General features: G+C 69.4%; 27 protein-coding genes. 13 read left to right on the forward strand and 14 right to left on the reverse strand.

Annotated features, from left to right (window positions below; genetic code table 11):
- The 4 genes from OG953_RS15110 to OG953_RS15125 form a co-directional block, all read right to left on the reverse strand.
- A complete protein-coding gene (locus OG953_RS15110; RefSeq protein ID WP_405684724.1) occupies positions 1–1,725 on the reverse strand; it encodes an ABC transporter substrate-binding protein in 1,725 nt (574 codons plus the stop codon).
- A gap of 228 nt (positions 1,726–1,953) precedes the next feature.
- Positions 1,954–2,049 (reverse strand): Ms4533A family Cys-rich leader peptide, encoded by a 96-nt coding sequence (locus tag OG953_RS15115; RefSeq protein WP_322110005.1) that lies wholly within the window; start codon positions 2,047–2,049, stop codon positions 1,954–1,956.
- Between the two features lie 166 nt (positions 2,050–2,215).
- Positions 2,216–3,481, reverse strand: a complete 1,266-nt coding sequence (locus tag OG953_RS15120; protein WP_405684726.1) for a DUF3152 domain-containing protein — start codon at positions 3,479–3,481, stop codon at positions 2,216–2,218.
- Between the two features lie 8 nt (positions 3,482–3,489).
- Positions 3,490–4,452: an alpha/beta fold hydrolase gene (locus OG953_RS15125; RefSeq protein WP_405684727.1), complete on the reverse strand. Its 963-nt coding sequence runs from the start codon at positions 4,450–4,452 to the stop codon at positions 3,490–3,492.
- Positions 4,453–4,561: 109 nt separating this feature from the next.
- Here OG953_RS15125 and OG953_RS15130 point away from each other — a divergent pair, with 109 nt between their 5' ends.
- The 4 genes from OG953_RS15130 (at position 4,562) to OG953_RS15145 (ending at position 6,450) form a co-directional block, all read left to right on the forward strand.
- Complete coding sequence (locus tag OG953_RS15130; protein WP_405684729.1) at positions 4,562–4,777, forward strand: hypothetical protein; 216 nt, start codon at positions 4,562–4,564, stop codon at positions 4,775–4,777.
- Positions 4,778–4,945: 168 nt separating this feature from the next.
- Complete coding sequence (locus OG953_RS15135; RefSeq protein ID WP_030915445.1) at positions 4,946–5,587, forward strand: TetR/AcrR family transcriptional regulator; 642 nt, start codon at positions 4,946–4,948, stop codon at positions 5,585–5,587.
- Positions 5,588–5,730: 143 nt separating this feature from the next.
- Positions 5,731–5,958 (forward strand): DUF3107 domain-containing protein, encoded by a 228-nt coding sequence (locus OG953_RS15140; protein WP_218105578.1) that lies wholly within the window; start codon positions 5,731–5,733, stop codon positions 5,956–5,958.
- A 222-nt stretch (positions 5,959–6,180) separates the two neighbouring features.
- Positions 6,181–6,450 carry a hypothetical protein gene (locus tag OG953_RS15145; RefSeq protein ID WP_405684730.1) on the forward strand — a complete coding sequence of 90 codons (270 nt, stop codon included), beginning with the start codon at positions 6,181–6,183 and terminating at the stop codon, positions 6,448–6,450.
- Between the two features lie 50 nt (positions 6,451–6,500).
- On the opposite strand, the gene OG953_RS15150 is transcribed toward OG953_RS15145, so the two are convergent.
- Positions 6,501–7,214: a ferritin-like fold-containing protein gene (locus OG953_RS15150; protein WP_405684731.1), complete on the reverse strand. Its 714-nt coding sequence runs from the start codon at positions 7,212–7,214 to the stop codon at positions 6,501–6,503.
- A gap of 623 nt (positions 7,215–7,837) precedes the next feature.
- On the opposite strand from OG953_RS15150, the gene OG953_RS15155 reads away from it, so the two are divergent.
- On the forward strand, positions 7,838–9,682 hold the full coding sequence (locus OG953_RS15155) for a DEAD/DEAH box helicase (RefSeq protein WP_405684732.1): 1,845 nt from the start codon (positions 7,838–7,840) through the stop codon (positions 9,680–9,682).
- A 132-nt stretch (positions 9,683–9,814) separates the two neighbouring features.
- Positions 9,815–10,663, forward strand: coding sequence for an alpha/beta fold hydrolase (locus tag OG953_RS15160; protein WP_405684734.1), 849 nt, complete (start codon positions 9,815–9,817; stop codon positions 10,661–10,663).
- Between the two features lie 17 nt (positions 10,664–10,680).
- Here the strand turns inward: OG953_RS15160 and OG953_RS15165 are convergent, their stop codons facing one another.
- Positions 10,681–11,568 (reverse strand): NYN domain-containing protein, encoded by an 888-nt coding sequence (locus OG953_RS15165; protein WP_405684735.1) that lies wholly within the window; start codon positions 11,566–11,568, stop codon positions 10,681–10,683.
- Positions 11,569–11,777: 209 nt separating this feature from the next.
- Between OG953_RS15165 and OG953_RS15170 the strand changes: the two genes are divergently transcribed.
- On the forward strand, positions 11,778–11,930 hold the full coding sequence (locus OG953_RS15170) for a hypothetical protein (protein WP_198676864.1): 153 nt from the start codon (positions 11,778–11,780) through the stop codon (positions 11,928–11,930).
- Positions 11,931–12,008: 78 nt separating this feature from the next.
- On the opposite strand, the gene OG953_RS15175 is transcribed toward OG953_RS15170, so the two are convergent.
- From OG953_RS15175 to OG953_RS15185, 3 genes are all read right to left on the reverse strand, one after another.
- Entirely contained in the window at positions 12,009–12,614 is a 606-nt protein-coding gene (locus OG953_RS15175; protein WP_405684736.1) for a MarC family protein, read from the reverse strand.
- A 181-nt stretch (positions 12,615–12,795) separates the two neighbouring features.
- On the reverse strand, positions 12,796–13,662 hold the full coding sequence (locus OG953_RS15180) for a PHP domain-containing protein (RefSeq protein ID WP_405684737.1): 867 nt from the start codon (positions 13,660–13,662) through the stop codon (positions 12,796–12,798).
- Positions 13,663–13,790: 128 nt separating this feature from the next.
- On the reverse strand, positions 13,791–14,429 hold the full coding sequence (locus OG953_RS15185) for a DUF6758 family protein (protein ID WP_405684738.1): 639 nt from the start codon (positions 14,427–14,429) through the stop codon (positions 13,791–13,793).
- 158 nt (positions 14,430–14,587) lie between these two features.
- Between OG953_RS15185 and OG953_RS15190 the strand changes: the two genes are divergently transcribed.
- Complete coding sequence (locus OG953_RS15190; RefSeq protein WP_405684739.1) at positions 14,588–15,820, forward strand: MFS transporter; 1,233 nt, start codon at positions 14,588–14,590, stop codon at positions 15,818–15,820.
- A 103-nt stretch (positions 15,821–15,923) separates the two neighbouring features.
- On the opposite strand, the gene OG953_RS15195 is transcribed toward OG953_RS15190, so the two are convergent.
- Entirely contained in the window at positions 15,924–16,559 is a 636-nt protein-coding gene (locus OG953_RS15195) for a suppressor of fused domain protein (protein ID WP_405684740.1), read from the reverse strand.
- Between the two features lie 409 nt (positions 16,560–16,968).
- Between OG953_RS15195 and OG953_RS15200 the strand changes: the two genes are divergently transcribed.
- Both OG953_RS15200 and OG953_RS15205 read left to right on the forward strand, forming a co-directional pair.
- A complete protein-coding gene (locus OG953_RS15200) occupies positions 16,969–18,084 on the forward strand; it encodes a magnesium and cobalt transport protein CorA (protein WP_405684742.1) in 1,116 nt (371 codons plus the stop codon).
- Positions 18,085–18,096: 12 nt separating this feature from the next.
- Positions 18,097–18,612 (forward strand): hypothetical protein, encoded by a 516-nt coding sequence (locus OG953_RS15205; protein ID WP_405684743.1) that lies wholly within the window; start codon positions 18,097–18,099, stop codon positions 18,610–18,612.
- A gap of 75 nt (positions 18,613–18,687) precedes the next feature.
- Here the strand turns inward: OG953_RS15205 and OG953_RS15210 are convergent, their stop codons facing one another.
- Positions 18,688–19,455, reverse strand: coding sequence for a hypothetical protein (locus tag OG953_RS15210; RefSeq protein ID WP_405684744.1), 768 nt, complete (start codon positions 19,453–19,455; stop codon positions 18,688–18,690).
- 203 nt (positions 19,456–19,658) lie between these two features.
- On the opposite strand from OG953_RS15210, the gene OG953_RS15215 reads away from it, so the two are divergent.
- Genes OG953_RS15215 through OG953_RS15225 form a run of 3 tightly spaced genes read left to right on the forward strand, consistent with a single transcriptional unit; the run spans position 19,659 to position 22,658 of the window.
- Entirely contained in the window at positions 19,659–20,933 is a 1,275-nt protein-coding gene (locus OG953_RS15215; protein WP_405684745.1) for a magnesium transporter MgtE N-terminal domain-containing protein, read from the forward strand.
- Positions 20,923–21,480, forward strand: coding sequence for a DUF1003 domain-containing protein (locus tag OG953_RS15220; protein WP_405684747.1), 558 nt, complete (start codon positions 20,923–20,925; stop codon positions 21,478–21,480). Before OG953_RS15215 ends, OG953_RS15220 begins: the two co-directional genes overlap by 11 nt.
- A 44-nt stretch (positions 21,481–21,524) precedes the next feature.
- On the forward strand, positions 21,525–22,658 hold the full coding sequence (locus OG953_RS15225) for an Mrp/NBP35 family ATP-binding protein (RefSeq protein ID WP_405684749.1): 1,134 nt from the start codon (positions 21,525–21,527) through the stop codon (positions 22,656–22,658).
- Between the two features lie 152 nt (positions 22,659–22,810).
- Here the strand turns inward: OG953_RS15225 and OG953_RS15230 are convergent, their stop codons facing one another.
- From OG953_RS15230 to OG953_RS15240, 3 genes are all read right to left on the reverse strand, one after another.
- Positions 22,811–23,470, reverse strand: a complete 660-nt coding sequence (locus OG953_RS15230) for a hypothetical protein (RefSeq protein ID WP_405684751.1) — start codon at positions 23,468–23,470, stop codon at positions 22,811–22,813.
- 118 nt (positions 23,471–23,588) lie between these two features.
- Positions 23,589–24,074: a sec-independent translocase gene (locus tag OG953_RS15235; protein WP_405684753.1), complete on the reverse strand. Its 486-nt coding sequence runs from the start codon at positions 24,072–24,074 to the stop codon at positions 23,589–23,591.
- 99 nt (positions 24,075–24,173) lie between these two features.
- Positions 24,174–25,835, reverse strand: coding sequence for a S1C family serine protease (locus OG953_RS15240; RefSeq protein WP_405684754.1), 1,662 nt, complete (start codon positions 25,833–25,835; stop codon positions 24,174–24,176).
- Positions 25,836–25,945 lie beyond the last annotated feature (110 nt).

Here is a 25,945-nt window from a genome sequence, read left to right on the forward strand (position 1 = left end):
TTACTTGACCGCGACCTGCGAGATGTCGAGCACGCCGGTCCAGTCGCTGATCACGACGTTCTTGATGGACTCGCCGTACAGGCGCTTGTAGACCGGGTGGAACAGCGGCACCGTCAGTGCCTGCTCACCGACCTTCTCGTCGAGCGCGCCCCAGCGCTTCGCGGCGGCGCTCAGGTCGGTCAGCTTGTTGATCTCGTCGATCTCCTTGTTGACCGCGGGGTCGTTCAGCTGGGCGGAGTTGAAGTTGTACCCGGCCTTGACGATCTGGCGCCCGTCGAAGATCGGTGCGAAGAACGGACCGCCGGACGGCCAGTCGGCGCCCCAGCCGCCGAGGAAGAAGCCGGGCTCGCTCTTCACGTTGTAGACCGTGTCGGAGTAGTCGTTGCTCTCCAGGCCCTGGAGCTTGACGGTGATGCCTGCCTTCTTCAGCGCCTCCTGGAGCGCGGTGGCGATCTCCGGGCTGGTGGCGAAGTCCTTGTCGTTGGAGTGCGTGAGGGTGACGGTCAGCCCCTTGGGGTAGCCGGCCTCCTTCAGCAGCTCCTTGGCCTTGGCGGCGTTGCCGGACTTCCCGGCCGGGAAGTGGTCGTACGGGGTGTACCCGAAGGCCTTCTGGTCGGGGAGGAAGGTGGTGGCGGGCTCGGCGAGCGAGGAGCCGCCGGCTGCGTTGACCACGGAGGAGCGGTCGACGGCGTACGAGATCGCCTGGCGCACCTTCGGGTTGTCGAACGGCTTCACCTTCGGGTTGAAGGCGATGTAATTGGTGTAGCCGAAGTGGCCGGTGCCGACGCGGGCGGCGAGCTTCTTGTCGCCGGTGACCTTGGCGAGCTCGGCCGGGCCCAGGTTGGTGTCGGTGGTGACGGCGGCCGCGTCGGCACCCTGCGATGCGGAGAGGCGCTGGTTGATGACGGCGGAGTCGAGCCCGGAGCGCACGTCGATCCGGTCGGGGTAGGCCTTGCGCTCCTTGTCGGTCGCGGCCGACCAGTGCGGGTTGCGTTCCAGGACGAGGCGCTCGCCGTCGCCCTCGTTCTCGACGACCTTGTACGGCCCCGAGGAGATCGGGTGCTCCTCGTACTTGGTGCCCTTGTCCTTGGCCTTCGGCACCGGGGTCGTCTGGGTCTGCGTGGCCAGGAAGGGGAATTCACCCTCCGGCTTGTCGAGGTGGAAGACGATCGTCTTCGCGTCGGGCGTCTCGATCGAGTCGAGGCCCTTCTTGTCCTTGTAGGGGCCCTGGTAGTCGGCCCCGCCGATCAGCCAGTCGCGCAGGTAGGGCGCACCGCCGGAGAGCTCGGCGGCGAAGGAGCGCTCGATGCCGTACTTGATGTCGGCACTCGTGATCGCGGTGCCGTCCTCGTACTTCAGGCCGTCCTTGAGGGTGTACGTCCACACGGTGGCGTTCTTACTGGGCGTGCCCAGGTCGGTCGCCAGGTCGGGGACGACCTTCGCGCCCGCTGCGCCGTCCTCCCGGTTGCGGGTGGTGAGCGTACGGAAGACGAGGGACGGGACGTTGCCGCCGCCGGAGGTGTAGAGCCGGGCGGGGTCGAAGTCCTCCTGCGGCTTGCTGTTGAGGACAGTGAGCGTGCCGCCCTTCTCGGGCGGGCCCGCTGCGCCGGAATTGCCGTCGCTGTCCTTGCTGTCCTGGGGCCCGCAGGCCGCGGCACCCGCGACCACGACGAGTACTACGGCGGCCGCTGCCACGCGGCGCGATATGACGGACGGTTGACGCATCGGAAGGTGACCTCTCGGAGTACTGCCTGAAGAAAAGAACGGAGGGAATTTCCGTGCAGGCAGCAACGAGAGCGAGTGCACACAACCGGTCGGCACATGGAAAAAGATGACCGGAACACTGAAACTGTCGCGCCTGCGGACGGAGTGCGCCCAGGCGCGGCAGTCGTGCATGGTCGTCCGGGCCGGTTCAGGGCTCGGACAGAGGGCCGACGCGCGCTCGGGCAGGCGTCAGCAACAGTGGATGTCGGCGACGCTGTGCCCGGTCACGCCGATGAGCGCCAGCTCTATGGCGGCGCGTTCGGGGGTGACGGGGCTGCGTGACATGCCGAGAAATATGGATCACCACCCAGGAGATGTCAACGCATAATGAGACGACCATCTCAACATGCGGACGGCTTGGGGCGGGGACGCACCGACCGGCAGATGGCGGCGGAGCCCGGCTCGTTCGACGAGACGGTCCGGCATACCCCCCGGCCCGACCCTCCTCGATTCAACTGCCCGGATACACCCAGGCGTTGGACCGGCACTTGATCCCGTCGATGTCCAGGGACTTGGTCTGCTGCTGCATCACCGGAGCGAGGGCTCCCGGCGTGCCACAACTCACATGGTCGTGCCCCAGCCGGTGACCGACCTCATGGTTGATCAGCATCTGGCGGTAGGCGAAGAGTTTGTCCGGGCCGAACGTCGACGAACCCTGCGCCCAGCGGTAGGCGTTGATCATCACGCGTTCGGTCGCCGCGGAGTCGCACGAGACGTTGTCCTCGGTCGTGTCCAGGCCCGACTTCCGGCACCAGTCCCCGGTGGTCCCGGGACTGGCCAGGGTGATCACGAAATCGGGGTCGTCGGAGGAGATCCGCTCGAACGTCATGGCGCCGTCGTGTGCCCAGCTGCGGTCGTCGTTGAGCGTCTCCTGGACGGCCCGGGCAAAGAGCGAGGCGTCGAGCCCGAGGCCCTGCTCGACATCGATCCGGTAGCGGTACTTGTGGCCCCTGCCCGGGGCCTTCGCCGTACCCGGAACCGCCTCGAACTTCCCGGACCCATGGAGTTTCGGGGAGAGCGGATACGCCTTGGCCATCTTCTCCGCGTACGAAAGGGACTTGACCTGCGCCGCCTTCGGGGTCGGCCGGTCGTCCGAGCGGGAGGCGCCGTCGGTGCCGTCCCGGTCGACGCCCGCGGGCTGCGCGGCACTGGTCCCGCCGCTGTCGTGGGCGACCTGCCCGGCCACGACCACCGCGAGCACGGTGGTCACCGCGGCGGCCGCGATACCGGTGAAGGTGCGGCCCCTGGTGCCCTTGCCGTCCTTGGTGGGCGTCGGCGCGTCGGCGTCACCGTGCGGCGGCTGCTCGTCCCACTCGCCGACCGAGCTGTACGGTTCGGCCGACGGGGCCGACGGGGCGGAAGGCCCACGGGGCGCGGGGGGTTCAGGTGGCGTGTCGAAAGCCTCGACGAACTCGCGCCGCGGTCCCGGTACCACCAGTCGACCACCGGCCTGCTGCTGGCGCCGGGGCACCGTCTGCTGCGGCCCGGTCCCCCAGCCGCCGCCGGGTTCACGCTGTTCGGGGTGGCCGCCGCGGACGTGGCCGGTCTGCCGGAACGGGGTGTGCCCGTCCGCACCGGCCGGTGTGTCGGCCGGCCTCCGGCGCCGCCCACTGCCGGGCCCCGGACGTACGCCCTCGCGATCACCGCCTGTATTCGCGACGGCGGCCTCGATGTCGGCCCCCGCGGGTTCGGGGCCCTTTCGACTATGTCGTCCCACGCCCCGGATCAGCTCCCGCCGCGTTCGTCGAGCAGTTCCCGGAACGCCTGGGCGACCGCCTCCGGATACTCCATCATCGCCACGTGCCCCGCGTCGGGCAGTGTCAGCAGCCGCGAATCGCGGAAGGCCGCGGACGCCCTGCGTGCCATCCGGTACGAGACCAGCTGGTCCCGTCCGCCGTACACGAGCTGGGTCGGTGCGAGCACCCGCTCGGCCTGGCGCCACAGTCCGTGCTGCCCGCCCAGCGTGTACGCATCGACGATGCCACGTGCCGAGCGCGCCATCGCGTCCCAGAAGTACGGCAGCTCCAGCCGACGCTCCATTTCGGCCACCGCTTCACGGAAGCCCGATTCGCAGACGCGCGCCGGATCGCCGTAACAGAGTGCCATGACGCCGCGCGTGCGCTCTTCCGCGGTCCAGTCCCTGGTCATCCTGGCGAACAGGGTTGCGACGCCCGGAACGGCGAGCAGTCCGGTCGGTACGGCGGGCCGCTGCACCCGGATCTCGGGGAGCGCGGGCGAGATGAGGGTGAGGGTGCGCACCAGGTCGGGGCGGACCGCGGCAACCCTGGTGGCCACGGCGCCGCCGAGCGAATTGCCGAACAGATGGACGGGCCCGCGCTCCCCCGCGTCGAGGAACCGGATCACGGCACGGGCATGACCGGTGACCGAGTAGTTGCCGTCGTCCGGCGGCGGCGAGTCGCCGAAACCGGGCAGGTCGACCGCCTCGCCGTCCACCAGGTCCTGGAGCAGCGGCATCAGCGCCGACCAGTTCTGCGAGGAGCCGCCGAGCCCGTGCACATAGAGCGCGGGCGGCAGCCCGGTCCGCTCCGGCGGCCGGGATCGGACGGTCAGCGTCAGTCCGGGCAGCGCGACGGAGCGCAGCTCCTCCCCCTCCGCGACCCTGACGGTGCTCACCGTGGGGGCCACCGCGGTGGCGGCGCGGACTCCCGGCAGCTCGGTCGAAGACATGCGGCAATGTTACGAGACGATCACACCGCGGTTCATGTGTTCGCGGTCACACACCGCATAGCGGCTGGCAGGGGTAGCTCCTAGGCTCGAAGCAAGGAAGGGAGTCACCATGACGGTCGACCCCAGTGACCCGGAGACCTTCGAGGACATCCAGCCGGACGAGCCGGACCAGGAGACGCCCCGGGCGGACGCCGCCGAGCAGCGGGCCGATCTCCAGCAGCGGCAGGACGAACCGCTCACGGACATCGACCGGGACAGCGCCAATGAGGCGGATGCGGTGGAGCAGGCTCGTGTTGTCACACAGGATGAAGATGATTACCGCTGATACGCCCCGCTTTGCCCCATCGGTCGACGAATCTGTGGCTACCGCAGCCGTCCGGTCCGTGAAATTCTGCGTCCGCGCCGCGCGTACCCGGGTTACCCAAAAGTACGATGGCTGTACGGCGCAGCGTGCATGGAAAGGCTGTGTCCGATCACAAATTTGGGAGGCGGCGTGACAGCCATCGAGCAGACCGAGGCGGCGCGCCCGCGGGGCACTCGACTGCCTCGCCGCGCCCGACGCAATCAGCTGCTGGGCGCCGCGCAGGAAGTATTTGTGGCGCAGGGTTACCACTCCGCCGCGATGGACGACATCGCCGAGCGGGCGGGGGTCAGCAAGCCGGTGCTCTATCAGCACTTCCCGGGCAAGCTGGAGCTCTATCTGGCCCTGCTCGACCAGCACTGCGAGTCGCTGCTCCAGGCGGTCCGCACGGCGCTGGCGTCGACGACCGACAACAAACTTCGCGTCGCCGCGACGATGGACGCGTACTTCGCATACGTCGAGGACGAGGGCGGCGCCTTCCGGCTGGTCTTCGAGTCGGACCTGACCAATGAGCCCGCGGTGCGCGAGCGCGTCGACCGGGTCTCGCTGCAGTGCGCGGAGGCCATCTCCGACGTCATCGCCGGTGACACGGGACTGTCCAAGGACGAGTCCATGCTGCTCGCGGTGGGTCTGGGCGGTGTCTCCCAGGTGGTCGCCCGCTACTGGCTCTCCAGCCAGTCCGCCATTCCGCGGGACACGGCGGTGCAGCTGCTCACATCGCTGGCCTGGCGGGGCATCGCGGGCTTCCCGCTGCACGGCATCGATCAGCACTGAATGGAAGTCGCCGGGTGCGGTCGGCGCCCGTGTTCGCTGCGGGCGTTGCCCACCGGCCGCTGGCGGATCCCCTCAGCGGGCTAATGTGTGCTGCGTACGGCGCGGTTCACCGCGCAGGGACTGACCGTCGGAGGGACATAGCCGTGGAGGTCAAGATCGGGGTGCAGCACACGCCCCGGGAGATCGTTCTGGAGAGCGGGCTTTCCGCCGAAGAGGTCGAGAGCACAGTCGCCGAGGCTCTCACCGGTAAGGCGCAGCTGCTCAGCCTCACGGACGAGAAGGGCCGCAAGGTCCTGGTGCCGGCCGACCGGATCGCGTACGTGGAGATCGGCGAGCCGAGCACGCGCCGCGTGGGGTTCGGCGCGCTGTAGGCAGCACGCTCGAAGCGGTGACCGTGGCAGCGGCCCGGTGGGAATTCCCCGCCGGGCCGCTTTCCGTTCCGGCCCGCTTTTCGGTCCGCGTCCGCGTCCGCGTTTCCGTCAGCCGGGCGATTCCTGAGCGAACCCTGTTCAAGGAGGGTTGCGTTCCGCAACCCTCGGGTAGTACCGCTAACGACCGATTTACCCGCCCCGCAACTCGCGAGGTGATCATCTGTGATCTTGGAATTCCTCGGCTCCGTCGTGCTCGGGCTCGCCCTCGCCTGGGTGGCGCTCCGCTCGCTGCCGCACCGGCTCCCGTCCCGCCGTGCCGTCTTCGCCACCGGCGCTCTGGGAGCGGTGTTCGGAGCGTTTCTCATGCACTCGGTGCTGGGCCCGGACCACGTCGTGGCCACGCTGATCGGCGCGGCGCTGATCGGGGCCGTGACGCTCTCGCTGCTGGTCCGCCCCGGCAGCCACCGCCTGAGCCGATCAGCGGCGGCCTGAAGCCGTCCGGCACCCGCGGGGACGGACGCCGGACGGCCCCGGTGAACCGACTACGCGGCGAGCCCGAGCGCGGCCATCCGCTTGGTGTGCGCCTCGGTGATCCGCGAGAACATCCTCCCGACCTCCGCCAGGTCGAATCCGTCGGCCACACCCCCGACGAGCATCGTCGACAGTGCGTCGCGCTCGGCCACCACCCGCTGTGCCTGCGAGAGCGCCTCGCCCATCAGCCGGCGCGCCCACAGCGCGAGCCGCCCGCCGACACGCGGGTCGGCCTCGATCGCGGCGCGCACCTTCTCGACGGCGAAGTTGCCGTGGCCCGTGTCGTCGAGCACGGCGAGGACGAGAGAGCGGGTGTCCGAGTCGAGCCGGGCGGCGACCTCGCGGTAGAAGTCACTGGCGATCGAATCGCCGACGTAGGCCTTGACCAGGCCCTCCAGCCAGTCCGACGGCGCGGTCTGGCGGTGGAAGTCGTCGAGCGCCTTGGCGAACGGCTCCATCGCGCCCGTCGGCTCCACCTCGATCGCGGTCAGCCGGTCCGTCAGCCGCTCGAAGTGATGGAATTCGGCGGAGGCCATCTTTGCCAGCTCCGCCTTGTCGGCCAGCGTCGGCGCGAGTTTGGCGTCCTCGGCGAGCCGCTCGAAGGCCGCCAGCTCCCCGTAGGCAAGTGCTCCCAGCAGGTCGACAACCGCCGCCCTGTATTGCGGGTCGGCAGAGGCCTGCTCCCAGCCCTGGGCAGCGACCTGCGTGTGCTCGCTTTCGGCCACGGCAATCCTTTCTGAATCGGCTGTGATGCATCGCATACAGCTGATAGCTTCCCTACTGCGCTTCGCCGCGCCGGGCAGGGCTTGTCCGTCATGAAGCTGTCTGGCAGTCAAGTGAGAAGCCCCTCCGGGGAGGAGTCACGAAGCGCAGAATAGTCCGCGCTCAGCTTGAGGGAAGACCCTGTCCGGCATTGTCGGACAGGCCCTCTCGTGACGTACCACCCAACACATGTGCGCGATTCCGGGGTACAGTGGTATTGCGCTACTGAGTATTTTGGATGTACCTGCGGCGTGAACCTTAGTGAAATCAAATGAGGATGCCCGGTCGGTGGCCCGATCGGCTCCGACCCGACAGCCCTCCACGCGGGGCGTACGCCACGTACGACCGCAGATGAGGGGCCCCTCAGCGGCACGAGCGCTCGAGCGACGGCAGTGGTCCCGCGCCACCCGGCCCATCCACGGCCGGATGACCAACCCCGGCACGGTACGACCCCCAGCGTTCGCCTCGGACCGCGTCTCACAGAAGAGGCAGCACCCTGACTACGTTCCGAGAACTCGGGATTCTTCCCGAGACGACCGAGGCCCTTGAGGCCGTCGGCATTGTGTCCCCGTTCCCCATCCAGGAGATGACGCTTCCCGTCGCGCTCTCCGGCTCCGATGTCATCGGCCAGGCCAAGACCGGCACCGGCAAGACCCTCGGTTTCGGTCTGCCGCTGCTGGAGCGCGTCACCGTCCCCGCGGACGTCGAGGCGGGCCGGGCCGAGCCCGAGCAACTGACCGAGGCACCGCAGGCTCTGGTCGTCGTCCCCACCCGCGAGCTCTGCCAGCAGGTCACCAACGACCTGCTGACCGCCGGCAAGGTGCGTAACGTCCGCGTTCTCGCGATCTACGGCGGCCGCGCGTACGAGCCACAGGTCGAGGCCCTGAAGAAGGGCGTCGATGTGATCGTCGGCACCCCGGGCCGACTGCTCGACCTCGCCGGGCAGCGCAAGCTCGACCTCTCGCACGTCCGCGCACTCGTGCTCGACGAGGCCGACGAGATGCTCGACCTGGGCTTCCTGCCCGACGTCGAGAAGATCATCACCATGCTTCCGCCGAAGCGGCAGACGATGCTGTTCTCTGCGACCATGCCGGGCGCCGTCATCGGCCTCGCGCGGCGCTACATGTCTCAGCCGACACACATCCGCGCCACCTCGCCCGACGGTGAGGGCGCGACCGTCGCGAACATCTCGCAGCATGTCTTCCGGGCCCACTCGATGGACAAGCCGGAGATGGTCTCCCGCATCCTGCAGGCCAACGGCCGCGGACTCGCGATGATCTTCTGCCGTACGAAGCGCACGGCCGCCGACATCGCCGAGCAGCTGGAGAAGCGCGGTTTCGCGTCCGGCGCAGTCCACGGCGACCTCGGCCAGGGTGCGCGCGAGCAGGCACTGCGCGCGTTCCGCAACGGCAAGGTGGACGTGCTCGTCTGCACCGACGTGGCGGCCCGCGGTATCGATGTCGAGGGTGTGACCCACGTCATCAACTATCAGTCGCCGGAGGACGAGAAGACGTACCTCCACCGCATCGGCCGGACCGGCCGTGCGGGCGCCAAGGGCATCGCGATCACACTGGTCGACTGGGACGACATCCCGCGCTGGCAGCTGATCAACAAGGCGCTGGACCTGAAGTTCAACGACCCGGTCGAGACGTACTCCACCTCGCCCCACCTCTTCGAGGAGCTCGACATCCCGGCCGGCACCAAGGGTGTCCTGCCGCGTGCCGAGCGGACCCGTGCGGGTCTGCGGGCCGAGGAGATCGAGGACCTGGGCGAGACGGGCGGCCGCGGTCGCAAGTCCTCCGCCGTGTCCTCGGCGCCCGCCGTCCGTGAGGAGCGTGCGCCGCGTACGCCGCGTCAGCGTCGTCGTACGCGGGGCGGCTCCGCGGTCGAGGAGGCCGCCGCCGTCGCCACGGTGCCGGCCCCGTCCACCGAGGTGGACGACGCCCCGTCGGAGCCGCGTACGCCGCGCCGCCGTCGCCGTACCCGCGTCGGCGCCCCGGACGTCGCAGCCGAGGCCGCTGTGACCACGGTGGAGGCTCCGGCCGCCGCCGTCGCCACGAAGACCGAGGTCGAGGCCGAGCCCGCGACCGAGACCAAGCCGCGCCGCCGCCGCACCCGAGCCGCCGTCGTGAAGCCGGTCGCGGACGAGGTCGACTTCCAGATCGCGCCCATCGCCGAGCCGGTGCCCGAGACGAGGGCGGTGACCAAGCCGCGCCGCCGCGCCCGCGTCATCAAGCCGGCCGAGGACGAGGTCGACTTCCAGATCGCGCCGATCTCCGAGCCCAACCCGGAGACCAAGCCGCGTCGCCGCACCCGTGCTGCAGCCAAGCCGAAGACGGAGGCTGTGGCCCAGGCGCCGGTCGCCGAGGGCGAGGCGAAGCCGCGGAGGCGGCGGGCGCCGCGTGCGGCTGCCGCCAAGACCGAGGGCTGAGCACGGAGCGCTGACTGATCCGGGGCTCCGCCCCGGACCCCGCTCCTCGAACGCCTGAGGGGCTTGATTTCGCCGGACGGGCTTGAGGGCATCCTCAAGCCCGTCCGGCGTTCGAGGACATAACCTCGTCCCATGAGTCGGCCGCCCACCTTCGCCCCGCCCCCCTGCGCCCACGCCCGCCAGCTCCGCACCGCGCGCGGGGACTTCGCCGTGCTGGACGCCTCGCCGCGCACCGCGCCGCGCGGTACCGCCCTTCTGCTGCCCGGTTACACAGGCAGCAAGGAGGACTTCATCGCACTCCTCGAACCGCTCTGTGCCGCCGGGTACCGGACCGTCGCCGTGGACGGTCGCGGGCAGTACGAGACCGAGGGGACGACCCGTCAAGGGGACTACGCACAGGGCGAGTTGGCCCGTGATGTACTCGCGCAGGCCACCGCTCCCGGCATCGGCGGCGAGGGCCCCGTGCATCTGGTCGGGCACTCGCTCGGCGGGCAGATCGCCCGCGCCGCCGTGCTGCTGGACGCCTCGCCGTTCCGTTCGCTGACCCTCATGTCGTCCGGACCGGCACAGGTCACCGAGGCCCAGCAGCTCAAGGTGAAGATGCTCGGCGACGCGCTCGCGACGCTGAGCATGGCCGAGGTGTGGGAGGCGATGCGCGCCCTCGACCCGCCCGAGGACGCGGCGACGGACGGCGAGGCTCTGCGCCGGCGCTGGCTGCGCCACCAGCCCGCCCAGCTGATCGCCACCGGCCGCCAGCTGGCGGCCGAGCCGGACCGGGTGGCCGAACTCGCCGCCGTACCTCTGCCCCTCCATGTGCTCTCCGGCGAGCGCGACGACACCTGGCCGGTGCCACTGCTCGACGAGATGGCCCAGCGGCTGGGCGCACGCCGCACCCGGATCGCGGGCGCCGAGCACTCCCCCAATACGGACCGTCCGGAGCAGACGGCGGCCGCGCTCGTCTCCTTCTGGGACAGCCTGTAGGCAATGGCCGTCAGAACTCAGTACTGCGCCTGCAGATGCTGCCAGAAACCGTCACGCAGCGCCCGCCGCAGATGTGCGTGGCCGCGCAGCGAGTGCTGCAGCAGCCGTTCGGCCTCGACCAGCAGGTCCTGGTCGACGGAGCCCGGCAGGTACGGATGTCCGGGCAGCAGATCCGCGAGGGACTCGCGGCCCCGGGCGGCCAGCCAGGCAGCGGCGATCTGCGCACCGACGAAGCGGACGTCTTCGCGCGAGGGCGCGGGGGTGTCGTCTTCGTAGGTGGTGACGGGGCGTCTGGTGACGTACGGGCGGCAGAAGTCCAAGTCGAAGGTGCGCTGGCTGTCGACCTCCCAGAGCAGCGGTTCGGCCTGGTTGCGCCCCTCCCCCGCCTCGATGCCCCACAGGTGCACCCGGGCCCCGTACCCCTGCGCCGCCTCGACCGCTGACACCAGGTCCTCGTCGCCGCCGACCAGTGCCGCGTCGCTGATGGCGCGGTGCCGGGCGAGCGATTCGAGGTCGGTGCGGATGAGTGAGTCGACTCCCTTCTGCTGGTTGTTGGCGTTGAGGTTGCCGAGTCTGACCTTGACGTCGGGGAGTTCGGCGATGGACTGCTGCTCGACGGTGTGGATGCGTCGCCTGGCTCCGTCGTACCAGTACACGCGCAGCAGCCTGCTGTCCGCGAAGATCGTGCGGGCCTTGTCGATGAAGGCCTCGATCAGCCCTTCCGCATCGAGGTCGAAGGAGCGGCGGTCCTCGGTGCCGGTGACGAGCAGTCCGGCCGCGGCGTACACATAGCCCGCGTCCACGAAGATCGCGTGGGTCGAGGGGGTCTTCGACACCTCGGCGAGCACGCGCTGGAGCAGCTCGTTGGTGCGGTCCAGGCGCTCGCGGATCTCTGTCTCGTTCATTCGGGCCTCGTCGCCGGATCGCGCTCGGCGACCTGCTGGTACTTAGACATCCAAAAAATTTCCTTAGCGTAGGGAATGTTTGCAGGAGGCAAGCCGTTGTACACCTCGTGGAGCGCAAGACATAGGTGTCGGGCGCTCTCATCCTTGCGGACGGGTCACCCGTCCTCCCAGTAGTTCTCCAGCAGGAGGATCAGACGAAGGGAAGCCTTGTGCGCTTCGAGATCATGCGACTCGACGATGTCGACGGTACCGCCGTGGACAGCACCGTCGTGGACGCCGCCTCCGTCAACCGGATCGTGCAGCAGGCCGCAGCCATAGGCCAGCGCATCTATATCCGCCCGGCCGAAAGCTCGGCTTCGTAACGCATTACGACGCTCAAAGACGAAGCGCCCCCGTACGGAAGGTCCGTACGGGGGCGCTGTGGTGTCCGCGAGCACCCGTCAGGAGTTCTGGATGACCTGGGTGACCCCGTTGATGATCTGCTGTACGGCGATGGCGGAGAGCATCATTCCGGCGAGCCTGGTCACCAGCACGACACCGCCGTCCTTGATGACCCGGATGATGAGCAGCGAGTAGCGCATGGTCAGCCAGAGCACGATGTGCATGGCGATGATCGCCGACCAGACCGCGATCTGGCTTCCCACGCTGTCGGCGTGCTGCACCGCGAGGATCACCGACACGATCGCACCGGGCCCGGCAAGCAGCGGCATGCCCAGCGGCACGAGCGCCACATTGACGTCCTTGGTCTGCGTCGGCTCGTCGGTCTTGCCGGTCAGCAGATCGAGCGCGATCAGCAGCAGGAGCAGTCCGCCCGCGATCATCAGGGCAGGTACGGAGACATGCAGATAGTCGAGGATCTGCTGGCCGAACACACCGAAGACGGCGATCACGCCGAAGGCGACGGCCACCGCCTGCAGCGCCATCCTGCGCTGCATCTTTGCGGGGCGGCCGGCGGTGAGGGCAAGAAAGATCGGAGTGATCCCAGGGGGATCCATAATCACAAAAAGCGTGAGAAAAAGGGATCCGAAGACAGCGACGTCGAACACAGTGAGCCTTGCGAGAAGAGAGCGAGAAACGGCCTGACGGAGCGCACCCCGAAGCCATGACGGCGGCCTTGTGGCCGGGTGCGCAGAAATGGAACGCAGTGGTGGGACGAGTGGCGGTACGCGTCCGGCCGCCCGGAAGAACGGCGAGGGGCTTCACGCCCCGGCGGCGACGCGTGCGTCGTTACGCGGGGCGGGGTCCGCCGGCGCCCGGCACCGGGAAGGCTCCCGTGGCGCGCCGGGTGATCTCGCCGTAGATCTCGGGGTCGGTGGTGTACTCGCCGAGTCCGACGGTCTTGCGGCTGCCGTGGTAGTCGCTGGACCCGGTCGTCAGCAGCCCCAGCTCCCGGGCGAGCCCGCGCAGCCTGGCCCTGGTCGGCTCGTCGTGGTCCATATGGTCGACCTCGATGCCGTCGAGGCCTGCGGCAGCGAGCCGCGCAATCGACGACTCGGGCACCACCTCACCGCGCTTGACGGCGAGCGGGTGGGCGAAGACGGTGACGCCACCGGCGGCCTTGACCAGCCGGATCGCGTCGAAGGGGTCGAGTTCGTGCTTCTCGGCGTACGCGCGTCCGCCGTTCGCGAGCCATTCGGGCGTGAAGGCGTCGGAGACCGTCTCGACGACGCCCAGCTCGACGAGCGCGGTGGCGATGTGCGGCCTGCCGACCGATCCGTCCCCGGCGATCCTCGCGACCTGCTCCCACTCGATCGGAACGCCGAGCGCCCGGAGCTTGCCCACCATGGTCCGGGCGCGCGGCACCCGGTCGTCCCGTACCAGCTCGCGTTCGCGTGCCAGCTCGGGCTCATCGGGGTCGAAGAGGTACGCCAGCATGTGGAGGCCCACGCCGTCGATCCGGCAGGAGAGCTCGGCTCCGGTGACGAGGGTGAGCCCCTCCGGGAGGGCGGCGATCGCCTCGGCGTGGCCGCGCACGGTGTCGTGGTCGGTGAGGGCGACGACGTCGAGGCCTGCGGCGGCCGCAGCCAGCACCAGCTCGGCGGGGGTGTCCGTACCGTCCGAAGCGCTGGAGTGGGTATGCAGGTCGATGCGCACGACGCGTACTCCAGTGCTCGGGCCGGACAAGGGGACATCCAAGGATAACCGGCATTCGAGCGGTGCCCGGCCGGGCCCGAAGGCCCTGCGGGCACCCGAGGTGCCGGAGCCGGTCGGCCGGACAGGCCCTAGTTGAGCAGGCGCGGTGTGAGCGCCCCGCACGGTACGAGGTCCATCTCACCCCCGGCCTCGCGCAGATCGGCGAGCACCAGCTCGTCGTACATCAGGAGCCCCGACTGCTCGGGCCAGACGATCGCCCAGAGCCAGAGCCCGCGCGCCTCGCCCGCGAAGACCGCCCGGTCCTCGGGCGCTCCCTTGACGTTCCAGAGCGGGGTGGGGCGGCCGGCGGCGAGCATCTTCACGTCCGGCGGGCCGTCGACGTGCAGATAGGGGCCGGGGTCGAGGCCATCGATCCCGGCGAAGCGCGCCCCGAGTCCGACACCGAGTTCCTCGGTGACGAGCAGCAGCTCGCCGATACCGCCGACGGGACCGGGGCCGGAACAGGCGACGACGGTGGCGCGACCACCGCTGCGGTCGTCACCCGCGCTCGCCACACCGGTGAACAGCCAGCCCACCGGCAGCGGCCAGGGCATCCACACCGGGACCTGAGCACGCTGCACCACCACGCTCAGCGCCTCGACGCTGGGCGGGACGACCGGCTGCAGCGGCTGCACACTGCCGTGCACCGCGCACTGCCAGGTGTCGGCGAAGAGACCAGGCGCCCTGACCCGGCCTCCGCACTTCGGGCAACTGGGTTCGCCCCTCATAGCGACCAACGGTCCTCCAGGACCGTCGCCGCGTCAAGGATGATCACCCGTCCGCAGCGTGGCCCCCACCAGCAAGAATTAGATGTAACTTGCATTCATTAGTTCCCCTAACTTATTCTGTGCATAACACAACGATCTAGTGGAGAGCGAGAAGACCCATGCAGGGAGAGGATCCGTTCGATCAAGGAGCGGGCAGCATCCTGCGCCAGCCGAAGGCCGTCTGGGCCACGGCGGGCGCCTCTGTTGTCGCATTCATGGGAATCGGCCTGGTGGACCCGATTCTCCCGTCCATCGCCAAGGGCCTGGAGGCGACGCCGAGCCAGGTGTCGCTGCTCTTCACCTCGTACTTCCTGATCACCGCCGTGGCGATGCTCGTCACCGGCTTCGTGTCCAGCCGGATCGGCGGCCGCAAGACGCTGCTGACCGGCCTCGCGCTCGTCGTCGTCTTCGCCGCGCTCTCCGGCACCTCGTCGTCCGTCGCCGAACTCGTCGGTTTCCGGGCCGGCTGGGGGCTGGGCAACGCGCTCTTCGTGTCGACCGCGCTCGCCGTGATCGTCGGTGCTGCGGCCGGCGGCAGCTCGGCGGCGATCCTTCTCTACGAGTCGGCGCTCGGTCTCGGCATGGCCTGCGGACCGCTGCTCGGCGCCCTGCTCGGTGACGCCAGCTGGCGCTACCCGTTCTTCGGCACGGCCGCGCTGATGGCGATCGGCTTCATCTGCATCACGGCGTTCCTGAAGGAGCAGCCCAAGCCCGCCAGGAAGACCTCGCTGCTCGACCCGATCAAGGCGCTCGGCCACGGCGGCCTGGCCTCCGTCGCGACCTCGGCGTTCTTCTACAACTACGCGTTCTTCACGATCCTGGCGTTCACACCGTTCGTGCTGAACATGACGCCGTACAAGTCGGGCGCGGTCTTCTTCGCCTGGGGTCTGCTGCTCGCGATCTTCTCGGTGCTCGTCGCCCCGCGGCTGCAGAAGCGCTTCGGGTCGCTCAAGGTGCTCGGCGCCTCGCTGGTGCTGCTCGCCGTCGACCTCGTGATCCTGGGATACGGCAACCACACCACCGCCATCGTCTGCACGATCGTCTCCGGCGCCTTCATCGGCATGAACAACACCGTCTACACGGAGCTGGCGCTCGGTGTGTCGGACGCGCCGCGCCCGGTGGCGAGCGCGGGTTACAACTTCGTCCGCTGGTTCGCCGCGGCCGCCGCCCCGTACCTCGCACCGAAGATCGAGGAGTGGAGCAACATCCACATCCCGTTCGTGGTCGCCGCGATCGCGGCCGTCGTCGGTGCGGTCGTCGTCTGGATCCGGCGTACGGCGCTGACCCACGAGGCAGAGGAGCTGGAGCCCAAGCATGCCGGCGAGGACGGCGTCACAGTCTTCGCCAACTGACCACGACGCAAACCCTGTTCTGCCCCGCCCGCGGCTCCCCCTCCTGGCTGCGCGGCGGGGCTTCCCATATGCCCGGCATGACTCAGCCGGTCGGTCCTACGTCTCAGTCCAGCGCCACGGAGCCACGCAGCGGATCACGCAGATCCGTACCGTGCGAGAGCCACCGCTCCTGGAGCTCCTGCGCGCCGCGGACCCGCTTCCACGCGGCCTCGTTGTGCGTCATCGGCAGCAGGGGCAGGAACCGCACCGGGTCCATGGGCCCGCCCGTCTCCCGGCCATCGCCCCGCACGGAGCCGCTACGCGGCGCAGGCTCATTCAGTTCCAGGTCCTCCACCAGACCGCCCGGCTCGGCAACCAGTACGGAGCTGAACGGCGCCCCGGGCCACAGCGGTTCGCCGAGGTCCAGCGAGGCGCCGGGAGCCACGATCACCCCCTCGACCTGCGGGGAAGCCGCCAGTACGGCCAGCCCGCGGAGCACCTTGTCGGTGTCGGCGAGTCCAGCCCGCACGGAGAGGACGAGCTCGGCGCGCGGTCCCTTCTCGGGGTCCACGAGGGTCGCGGTCGGATCGGACATCGGCTGGGCGGACATGCCGAGCGTGGCGTAGCGCACCACATCGCCGTCGACGAAACGAAGGACCTCGATCCGGTCCGTACCGAGAAACGTCACTGCGGCGCGCGCGTCCGGTTCACCGAGGGCCGCCAGCAGCCGGGCCTCGACCAGAGCAAGAATTTCTCCCATCCTGCGAGCATAGGACGCGTATGGAACGGGCAAAGTAAACGATTGGCCCTCAGTCGGCTGATAGTCTTGGCCGCTGGTCGGGGCAGCACGCAGAAGCGTCGCTCTCAGTCCCGACGACACGTCATCCCCCACGGGGGACCGGCTGGAGGAGGTGGGGCTGCAATGGATCGAAGTCGACCGTGCAGTACCAACCGCTCTTCCGCTCCTCACCTCTCTTCGGTGATCTGAAGCCTTCTCGGTCAAGGCCCCTGGCATTGCGCACGACGGAAGAGCACCCCTTTTTTGCCTGTCTGTAGCGAACGCCGTCATCGCGCCGCTGCGGTGCCGCCCGCTTTGCGGACGTGAGCACACGTCCCCATTCCGGGCTGTTCCACGTGCCCGACGACGGCCCTCCGTGAAGGAGCCAGCCATGTCGATGATCCGCGACCTGCGCGCCGCCGTGCGCCCGTCCCTGCGTAAGAGCAACGCCCTGCACAACAGTTACGACACCACCCGTGACCCGTCCGCCTCCAGCGCGGTCGTCGACTGCGCGGTCTACCGCGACGGACGGCGCGTGGAGACCGGCACCTGCCGCACGCCGCACGAGGCGATGCTCCAGGTGCGCGAGGAGGGCGGCTTCGCCTGGATCGGCCTGCACGAGCCGACCGAGGAGGAATTCGCCGGTATCGCCCGCGAGTTCGGCCTCCACCCGCTCGCCGTCGAGGACGCCGTCCACGCCCACCAGCGGCCGAAGCTGGAGCGGTACGACGACACTCTCTTCACCGTCTTCAAGACCATCCACTACGTCGAGCACACCGAGCTCACCGCGAGCAGCGAGGTCGTCGAGACCGGCGAGGTGATGTGCTTCACCGGCCGGGACTTCGTCATCACCGTCCGGCACGGCGGCCACGGCTCACTGCGCGCACTGCGGCACCGGCTGCAGGACGACCCCGAGCTGCTCGCCAAAGGGCCCTCCGCGGTCCTGCACTCCATCGCCGACCATGTCGTCGACGGCTACATCGCGGTGGCGGGCGCCGTCCAGGACGACATCGACGAGGTGGAGATCGGGGTCTTCTCCACCCCCGCGAAGGGCAGCCCGCGCGGCTCGGACGCGGGCCGGATCTACCAGCTCAAGCGTGAGGTCCTGGAGTTCAAGCGGGCAGTGTCGCCGCTGCTGCGGCCGATGCAGCTGCTGAGCGAGCGGCCGATGCGGCTGATCGACCCCGACATCCAGAAGTACTTCCGCGACGTCGCCGACCACCTGGCGCGGGTGCACGAAGAGGTCATCGGCTTCGACGAACTGCTGAACTCGATCCTCCAGGCCAACCTGGCGCAGGCGACCGTCGCGCAGAACGAGGACATGCGGAAGATCACGTCCTGGGCGGCCATCGTCGCCGTACCGACGATGATCTGCGGCGTCTACGGCATGAACTTCAAGCACATGCCCGAGCTGGGCTGGAGATACGGCTACCCGATGGTGCTGGGCGTCATCGGAGTGGTCTGCTTCTCCATCCACCGCACACTCAAGCGCAACGGCTGGCTCTAATAGAGTTCGGGTATGACTGCTGCTGACGTGCCGCTGGGCCGGGCTCTCGTCGAGGAGGCCACCAAGAAGTCGGGCCTCATCTGGGTGCGGGGCACCGGGCCCGCGCGGGCGCTGTGGCACGTGTGGCACGAGGGTGCGGTGCATCTGGTCGGCGACGGCCCCGGCGAGCAGCCGCTCCCGGCCGGTCTCGGCGACGGGTCCGCCGCCGAGGTGACCGTGCGCAGCAAGGACAAGGGCGGCCGGCTGGTCGCCTGGACGGCCGCCGTGACGGAGCTCGCACCGCACTCCGAGGAGTGGGAGGCCGCCGTCGCCGAGCTCAAGGGCAAGCGGCTGAACGCACCGGACGCCGAACAGATGACGGAGCGGTGGGCGCGCGAATGCCGGGTGCTGCGGCTGACACCCGGCGAATTCCGTACGGAACTGCCGGACGGCTCGCTGGCCGCTGCGCCCCTGCCGACGTCCGCGACCACGCGACGGCCGGTGCCGGCCGGACTGCCGCGGCTGCTGAAGCGGGCACTCAAGGGCTGACCGGGGCAGGGCCTGTCCCGTCGCTGATCCGCCGGGCAGGGCCACCTCCTGGACCGCGTGCCGTGCTGCCCGCTCTCAGGAGGATGTCTTGGGCAGCTGCTGCCCGTAGTCGACCGTGTCGCCCTTCGCTGGGGCCTCCAGCGTGAAGTCCTTGCCCCAGTCCGACAGCGTCACGATCCCCCCGCCACCGCCGCGCGCGAAACGCAGCGGATACGGCGTGCCCTCCAGCGAGACGTCGAGCGTTCCGCCCTCGCCCTTGCCGCCCGTGATCTGGACGGTCCGGGTCGGTCCGACCTTCTCCCGGTCGCCCTTGTTGAGGGTGCCGTGCAGGGTGAGCAACCCGTCGAGCAGGGTCTTCTTGTCCGTGAAGCCGCGCAGCAGCTTGTACGTGGGGTCGTCCTCGGGCACCTTCACATACTTGTCCTGGAGCTTGTCCGCGGCCGCCCCGCCCGCGTCGCCGTCGGCGCCGGACTTCTCATCGTGGCTCCAGAACCCCGAGTCCGCCTTCAGATAGAGCTCGTCACCGATCCGCAGCAGCTCGAAGGTGCTGTTCTTCGAGACGACGGAGCCGATGCCGCCCTTCTCCCTGAGCTGCATATTGAGCTTGTACGTGCCGCCCTTGCTGACCAGCGTCCCGGCGAGGCGCACCGCATCGGCGGAGTCCGCTGCAGTCTGCGCCTTCTTTTCGATCTCCGTGGCGGCGAGCTTGCCAACGCCATTGGTCCCCTTGTCCGGATCCTCGCCCCCGCACGCCGTGAGAGCGGCGGTGAGCCCCGCGCAGAGCACAACAGTGAGGGCGGTCCGGCGGCGTCGGGCCCGGACGGGCGGAACGGAAGAGGTCACGGGCGCACTGCCTCTCATCTGCATGGCGGGGGTGGCAGACGGCAGCGTACCTGTGCCGTTCACACCTTCCGGCAGAGAGCCGTACGGACGGATCCACCGGGGCGGCCCGGAGCGGTACGGGCTAGCCTGATCCCGTCATAACGGTTAATTAGCTGTCAAACGGACCGGACAGAGAAGTCGTACACGGAAGAAGGAGGCGCACCATGGCGGCAGGCGCCCCCCGGGTCTTCGTCTCACACCTCGCCGGCGTCCCGGTCTTCGATCCCAACGGCGATCAGGTGGGCCGCCTCCGCGACCTGGTCGCGATGCTGCGGGTCGGCGGCCGCCCGCCCCGGTTGCTCGGCCTGGTCGTCGAGGTGCTCAGCCGCCGCCGGATCTTCCTCCCGATGACCCGGGTGACGGGGATCGAGTCCGGTCAGGTCATCACCACCGGTGTCGTCAACATGCGGCGCTTCGAACAGCGGCCCACCGAACGCCTGGTGCTCGGCGAGTTCCTCGACCGGCGGGTCCGCCTCGTGGAGACCGGCGAGGAGGTCACCATCCTCGATGTCTCCGTGTCGCAGCTCCCGGCCCGCCGCGACTGGGAGATCGACAAGTACTTCGTACGCAAGGGCAAGGGCGGGGCGCTGCGGCGCAAGGGCGAGACCCTGACGGTCGAATGGTCGGCGGTCAGTGGTTTCTCACTGGAGGAGGACGGGCAGGGCGCCGAGTCCCTGGTCGCCACGTTCGAGCAGCTGCGCCCGACCGACGTGGCCAACGCGCTGCACCATCTGTCGCCGAAGCGACGGGCCGAGGTGGCGGCCGCGCTCAACGACGACCGGCTCGCCGACGTCCTGGAGGAGCTGCCCGAGGACGACCAGGTGGAGATCATCGGCAAGCTCCAGGAGGAGCGTGCCGCCGATGTCCTGGAGGCCATGGACCCGGACGACGCGGCCGACCTGCTGTCCGAACTGCCCGAGGACGACAAGGAGCGGCTGCTGGCCCTGATGCGTCCGGACGACGCGGAGGATGTGCGGCGCCTCATGTCGTACGCGGAACGGACCGCCGGCGGTCTGATGACCACCGAGCCGATCATTCTGCGGCCGGACGCGACGGTCGCCGACGCACTCGCACGGGTCCGGCAGGCGGATCTGTCCCCCGCACTCGCCGCCCAGGTGTACGTGTGCCGCTCCCCGGACGAGACACCGACCGGCAAGTACCTGGGCACCGTGCACTTCCAGCGGCTGCTGCGGGATCCGCCGTACGCCCTGGTCAGCTCGATCGTCGACAGCGATCTCGTCCCCCTCACCCCGGACACCCCTTTGTCGGCCGTGACGAGCTACCTGGCCGCGTACAACCTGGTCTCGGTGCCGGTCGTGGACGAGAGCGGATCCCTGCTCGGCGCTGTGACCGTCGACGACGTACTCGACCACCTGCTGCCCGAGGACTGGCGGGAGACCGACTTCCACGGTGAGGAGGAGGTCGCCCGTGGCCGGTGAGGACCGCACGAGGGGGACGCCGACGGGTGCCTCGGGCATCGCGCGCCCGCCCCGTTCCCGGCTGGACCAGCCGAAGGCCCCGCGGCGGCGGCTGCTGCCCGAATACGACCCCGAGACGTTCGGCCGGTTCTCCGAGCGGATCGCCCGCTTCCTGGGTACCTGGCGCTTCATCTCCTGGATGACGCTGGTCATCATCGTCTGGGTGCTGTGGAACGTCTTCGCGCCGACGGCGTGGCGGTACGACCAGTACCCGTTCATCTTCCTGACGCTGATGCTCTCGCTCCAGGCTTCGTACGCGGCCCCGCTGATCCTGCTCGCGCAGAACCGGCAGGCCGACCGCGACCGGGTCACCTACGAGCAGGACCGCAAGCAGAACGAGCGCTCCATCGCGGACACCGAGTACCTCACCCGGGAGATCGCGGCACTGCGGATGGGGCTCGGCGAGGTCGCCACCCGCGACTGGATCCGCTCCGAACTGGAAGACCTCGTGCGGGACCTGGGCGACCGGCGTGCCCCATTCCCGGCCGAGAGTGACGAAGACCGCTGACAGGGCTACTCGCGCGTAGCAGCAGGCGCCGTAACATCGTCGGTATGGCTACGGAAGACGCGGTGCTTGAGGCACTGGCGACAGTGAACGACCCGGAGATCCACCGTCCGATCACCGAACTCGGCATGGTGAAGTCGGTCGAGATCGATGCTGACGGTGCGGTCGCTGTCACGGTGTATCTCACGGTGTCCGGCTGCCCTATGCGCGAGACCATCACCAAGAACGTGACCGACGCGGTGACGAAGGTCGAAGGCGTCACGCGCGTCGACGTCACGCTCGACGTGATGAGCGACGAGCAGCGCAAGGAACTCGCGTCCTCGCTGCGCGGCGGTACGGCGGAGCGCGAGGTGCCGTTCGCCAAGCCCGGCTCGCTGACCCGGGTCTACGCGGTGGCATCCGGCAAGGGCGGCGTCGGCAAGTCGTCGGTCACGGTGAACCTGGCGGCCGCGATGGCGGCCGACGGTCTCAAGATCGGTGTCGTGGACGCGGACATCTACGGGCACAGCGTGCCGCGGATGCTCGGCGCGGACGGCAAGCCGACCCAGGTCGAGAACATGATCATGCCGCCGTCGGCGCACGGCGTGAAGGTCATCTCCATCGGCATGTTCACCCCGGGCAACGCCCCGGTGGTGTGGCGCGGACCGATGCTGCACCGAGCACTCCAGCAGTTCCTCGCCGATGTGTACTGGGGCGACCTGGACGTCCTGCTGCTCGACCTGCCGCCGGGCACCGGTGACATCGCGATCTCGGTGGCACAGCTCGTGCCGAACGCCGAGATCCTGGTCGTCACGACCCCGCAGCAGGCGGCGGCCGAGGTGGCCGAGCGGGCCGGTTCGATCGCCGTGCAGACCCACCAGAAGATCGTCGGCGTCGTCGAGAACATGTCGGGGCTTCCGTGCCCGCACTGCGGCGAGATGGTCGATGTGTTCGGTACCGGCGGTGGCCAGAAGGTCGCCGAGGGCCTGACGAGGACGGTCGGCGCGGAGGTGCCGGTGCTCGGCTCCATCCCGATCGACGTACGGCTGCGCGAGGGTGGCGACGAGGGCAAGCCGGTCGTCCTGTCCGACCCCGACTCCCCGGCCGGCAAGGCACTCCGCACCATCGCGGACAAGCTGGGAGGCCGTCAGCGCGGCCTGTCGGGCATGTCGCTGGGAATCACCCCGCGCAACAAGTTCTGAGCGGGGACGAAGGCATCGCCGGACGGGCCTGGTTTCCAGGCCCGTCCGGCGAGACCGAGCCCGGTCGGCGATTGAGGACGTCTTCGAGCCCGGCCGGCGATTGAGAACAAAGCGGCAACCGGCAACGACCGGTCACCGCCCACCGCCCCGGCCTACGCGTACGTCGCGATGTCGCCGACCACCGAGAACCCCAGCCCGTACGCGCTCATCCCCCGCCCGTACGCCCCGATGTGCACCCCGCCGTGCGCCGACCCCGCCAGCACCCAGCCGAACTCGGACTCGCGGTAGTGGAACGGCACCGGGACACCGTCCACGGGCAGCGACAGCGCCGACCATGCGGGACCGTCCAGATCGTCGGCGAGTTCGAACGCAGTCTCCGTCTGCTGGTCCAGCCAGTCGTCACGCAGTGTGTGATCCATCTGCGGGGGCCACGTACAGGCGAGCAGGCCGGACCCTGCCAGCCAGGCCGCGGACGAGACCGTGGTCGCGTCCAGAACCCCCGTACCGTCGCCGCTGCGCCGCACCGGGCTGCTGGCCACCGTCACGACGACAGCGAATCGTTGCTTCTCGGCACCCGAGTCGGCCCGTACCGACGGCTCGTCACCGTGTCCGATGGAACCGTGCTGCACAGTGCCGTCCGCCGCGGTGCCCACCTGCATCGGCCAACGCGGCCCGGTGAAGGCCTCGTCCAGTCCGTACCAGGGAAACGGAGCTGCCAGATAACCGTCGACAGAACGCCGGGTCGCCGATACCCCCTCTGCGGTGACTGTGCTCGGCGCACCTTCCGCGCCCACCCGACTGGTCGTCTCCATCTGCCCGGCCGCCTCCTCGATCCCTTGTGTCCGGAGCGGCCCGCCCCCCACGGGCGTCCTCACAACCGGACAGATGGAGAATAGCCATACCGTCCGGACGAGCCGGGATTGACTGCTGTCAGGTGGCGTCTGCGTCGAAGGGCGGGCGGTCGTCCTTCGCGGGCTGTTCACGCTTCTTGAGCAGGTCCGGAGTACCGGCGGAGCCGTTGGCGGCAGCGCTCGCCGAGCCGCTCGACACGCCGCTCCGGGAGTCCGCGGACTCCACGGCCACGTTCTCCCGGCCGTTCACCGCGTCGGTGACCTCGGCCAGATCCTTGCGCAGGTCGAAGCTCTCGCGGATCTCCTTCAGCCCCAGATCGTCATTGCCGTCCATGAGCTGCTTGCGGACGAACGTCTTGGGGTTGAGGTCCTCGAACTCGAAGTCCTTGAACTCCGGGCCGAGCTCCGTACGGATGTCCTCCTTGGCACTCTCCGAGAACTCACGGATCTTACGGATGAAGCGCGAGGCGTCCTGGATGACCTTGGGCAGCTTGTCCGGGCCGAAGATCAGCACGCCCAGGATCGCGAGCGTCACCAGCTCCAGTGGGCCTATGTCATTGAACACCCTGTTGCTCCTCGTGTTCTCCGAGACCAGGTCGGTTGTGGTCCGGACGCGGCCCACGGTACCGGTCGATACTGTCCGCGCGGTAGCGTGCCGTGGCTGTCACGTGCCGGTTGCCGAACCAAGAGTCAAAGAGATGGACAGGTCTTTACCACCACGGGTCAGGCCGAGGTCCAGACGGTCGCCGGGCCGGTGGGCGCGTATCTTCACGATCAGCTCCTCGCCGCTGTGCACCCGCCTGCCGTCGACCTCGGTGATGACGTCCCCCGGCTCGATCCCGGCCTTGGCACCGGGCCCGTCGGGCGTCACCGCGGGCTTACCGGCCGCACCCTTCGTACCGACCCTGGCGCCGTCCCCCGTGTACTTCATGTCCAATGTGACGCCGATCACCGGGTGCGTGGCCTTCCCCGTGTTGATCAGTTCCTCGGCGACCCGCTTGCCCTGGTTGATCGGGATGGCGAAGCCGAGACCGATGGACCCTGCCTGCCCGCCCTCGGTGCTCGAACCGCTGTCGGCGGCACGGATGGCGCTGTTGATGCCTATGACATGGGCGTCGGCGTCGACGAGCGGACCACCGGAGTTGCCCGGGTTGATCGGGGCATCGGTCTGCAGCGCGTCGACGTAACTGATGTCGCTGCCGTCGCCCTTCTCGCCGCCCGCGGTGATCGGCCGGTCCTTGGCGCTGATGATGCCGGAGGTCACCGTGTTGGACAGGTCGAAGGGTGCGCCGATGGCCACCACGGGGTCGCCGACCTGCACATTGTCGGAGTTGCCCAGCGGCAGCGGCTTGAGGCCCGAGACACCGGTGACCTTGACCACGGCCAAGTCGTAGCCGCTGTCCTTGCCGACGACTTCGGCGCGCGCGGTCTCGCCGCCGCTGAACGTCACAGTGATCTCGCCGGAGGACCCGGCCGGGGCGACGACATGGTTGTTGGTGAGGATGTGGCCGGAGTTGTCGAGAACGAAGCCGGTACCGGTGCCGGATTCGGTGGTGCCACTGACATGGAGAGTGACCACGCTGGGCAGGGCGCTGGCGGCGATGCCCGCGACGCTGTCGGGGGCGCGGCCGCCGCTGTTGTGACCGGTCTGCGGAAGCTCGACCTGGGTCAGGCCGCCGTTGCGCTCGATGTAGGCGCCGATGCCGCCGCCGATGCCGCCCGCCACCAGTGCGAGCAGCACCGCACCGACGAGGAGGGAGCCGCGGCGGTTCTTCTTGCGGCCGCCGTCGGCCCCGAGCGGCGGGCCCGGATTGGTCAGCGGCTGCCGGGGCGCACCCCAGGGATCGTACTGGAGCCACTGCGTCGACTGTGGCTGCGGCTGCTGAGGCGGGGGCGTGAAACCGGGGGCTGGTGAGGTGGGGATGCCGGCGCCGTTCGTACCCGCGTACTGCGGGGGTACGGGGGTGCCGTGTGCCGGGGTCGGGACCGGTCGCTGTACGGGTGGTGCGGGCGCCCAGGGGCCGGGTCCACCGTACGGCGGGGTGCTGTACTGATCGGGCTCGTGCAGTGGTGCCACGGCCTGCGTGGCCGCTACGGACGCCACGGGCTCGGGTGCGGGCGGGGATGACACCGGCTCAGGTGCCGGCGGCTGAGGGGGCGCGTCGGCTGCGTGTGCTTCCGTCACGGCCGTCGCGCCGGTCACATCGACCGTGGGCGCCGCGTCCTCGACGGGGATCGGCTCGTCCGGCGCGGTGCGGGTGGTGCCTCCCGCCGTGGGCCGGCTCCACCACTTCGCCTTCGGCCCGGTGGACTTCCCGTCTTCCATGCTCTCCCCGCAACTGCCGCGTCTGGCCTCCGCACGCCCCGGCAGGGGCGTCCGTCCCGGAATTCCTCCCGGAATTCAACCAGGTTTGCGAATGTCTGCGCAGACCCCGG

This window comes from Streptomyces sp. NBC_00057 (assembly GCF_045041165.1).
Classification (GTDB): domain Bacteria; phylum Actinomycetota; class Actinomycetes; order Streptomycetales; family Streptomycetaceae; genus Streptomyces.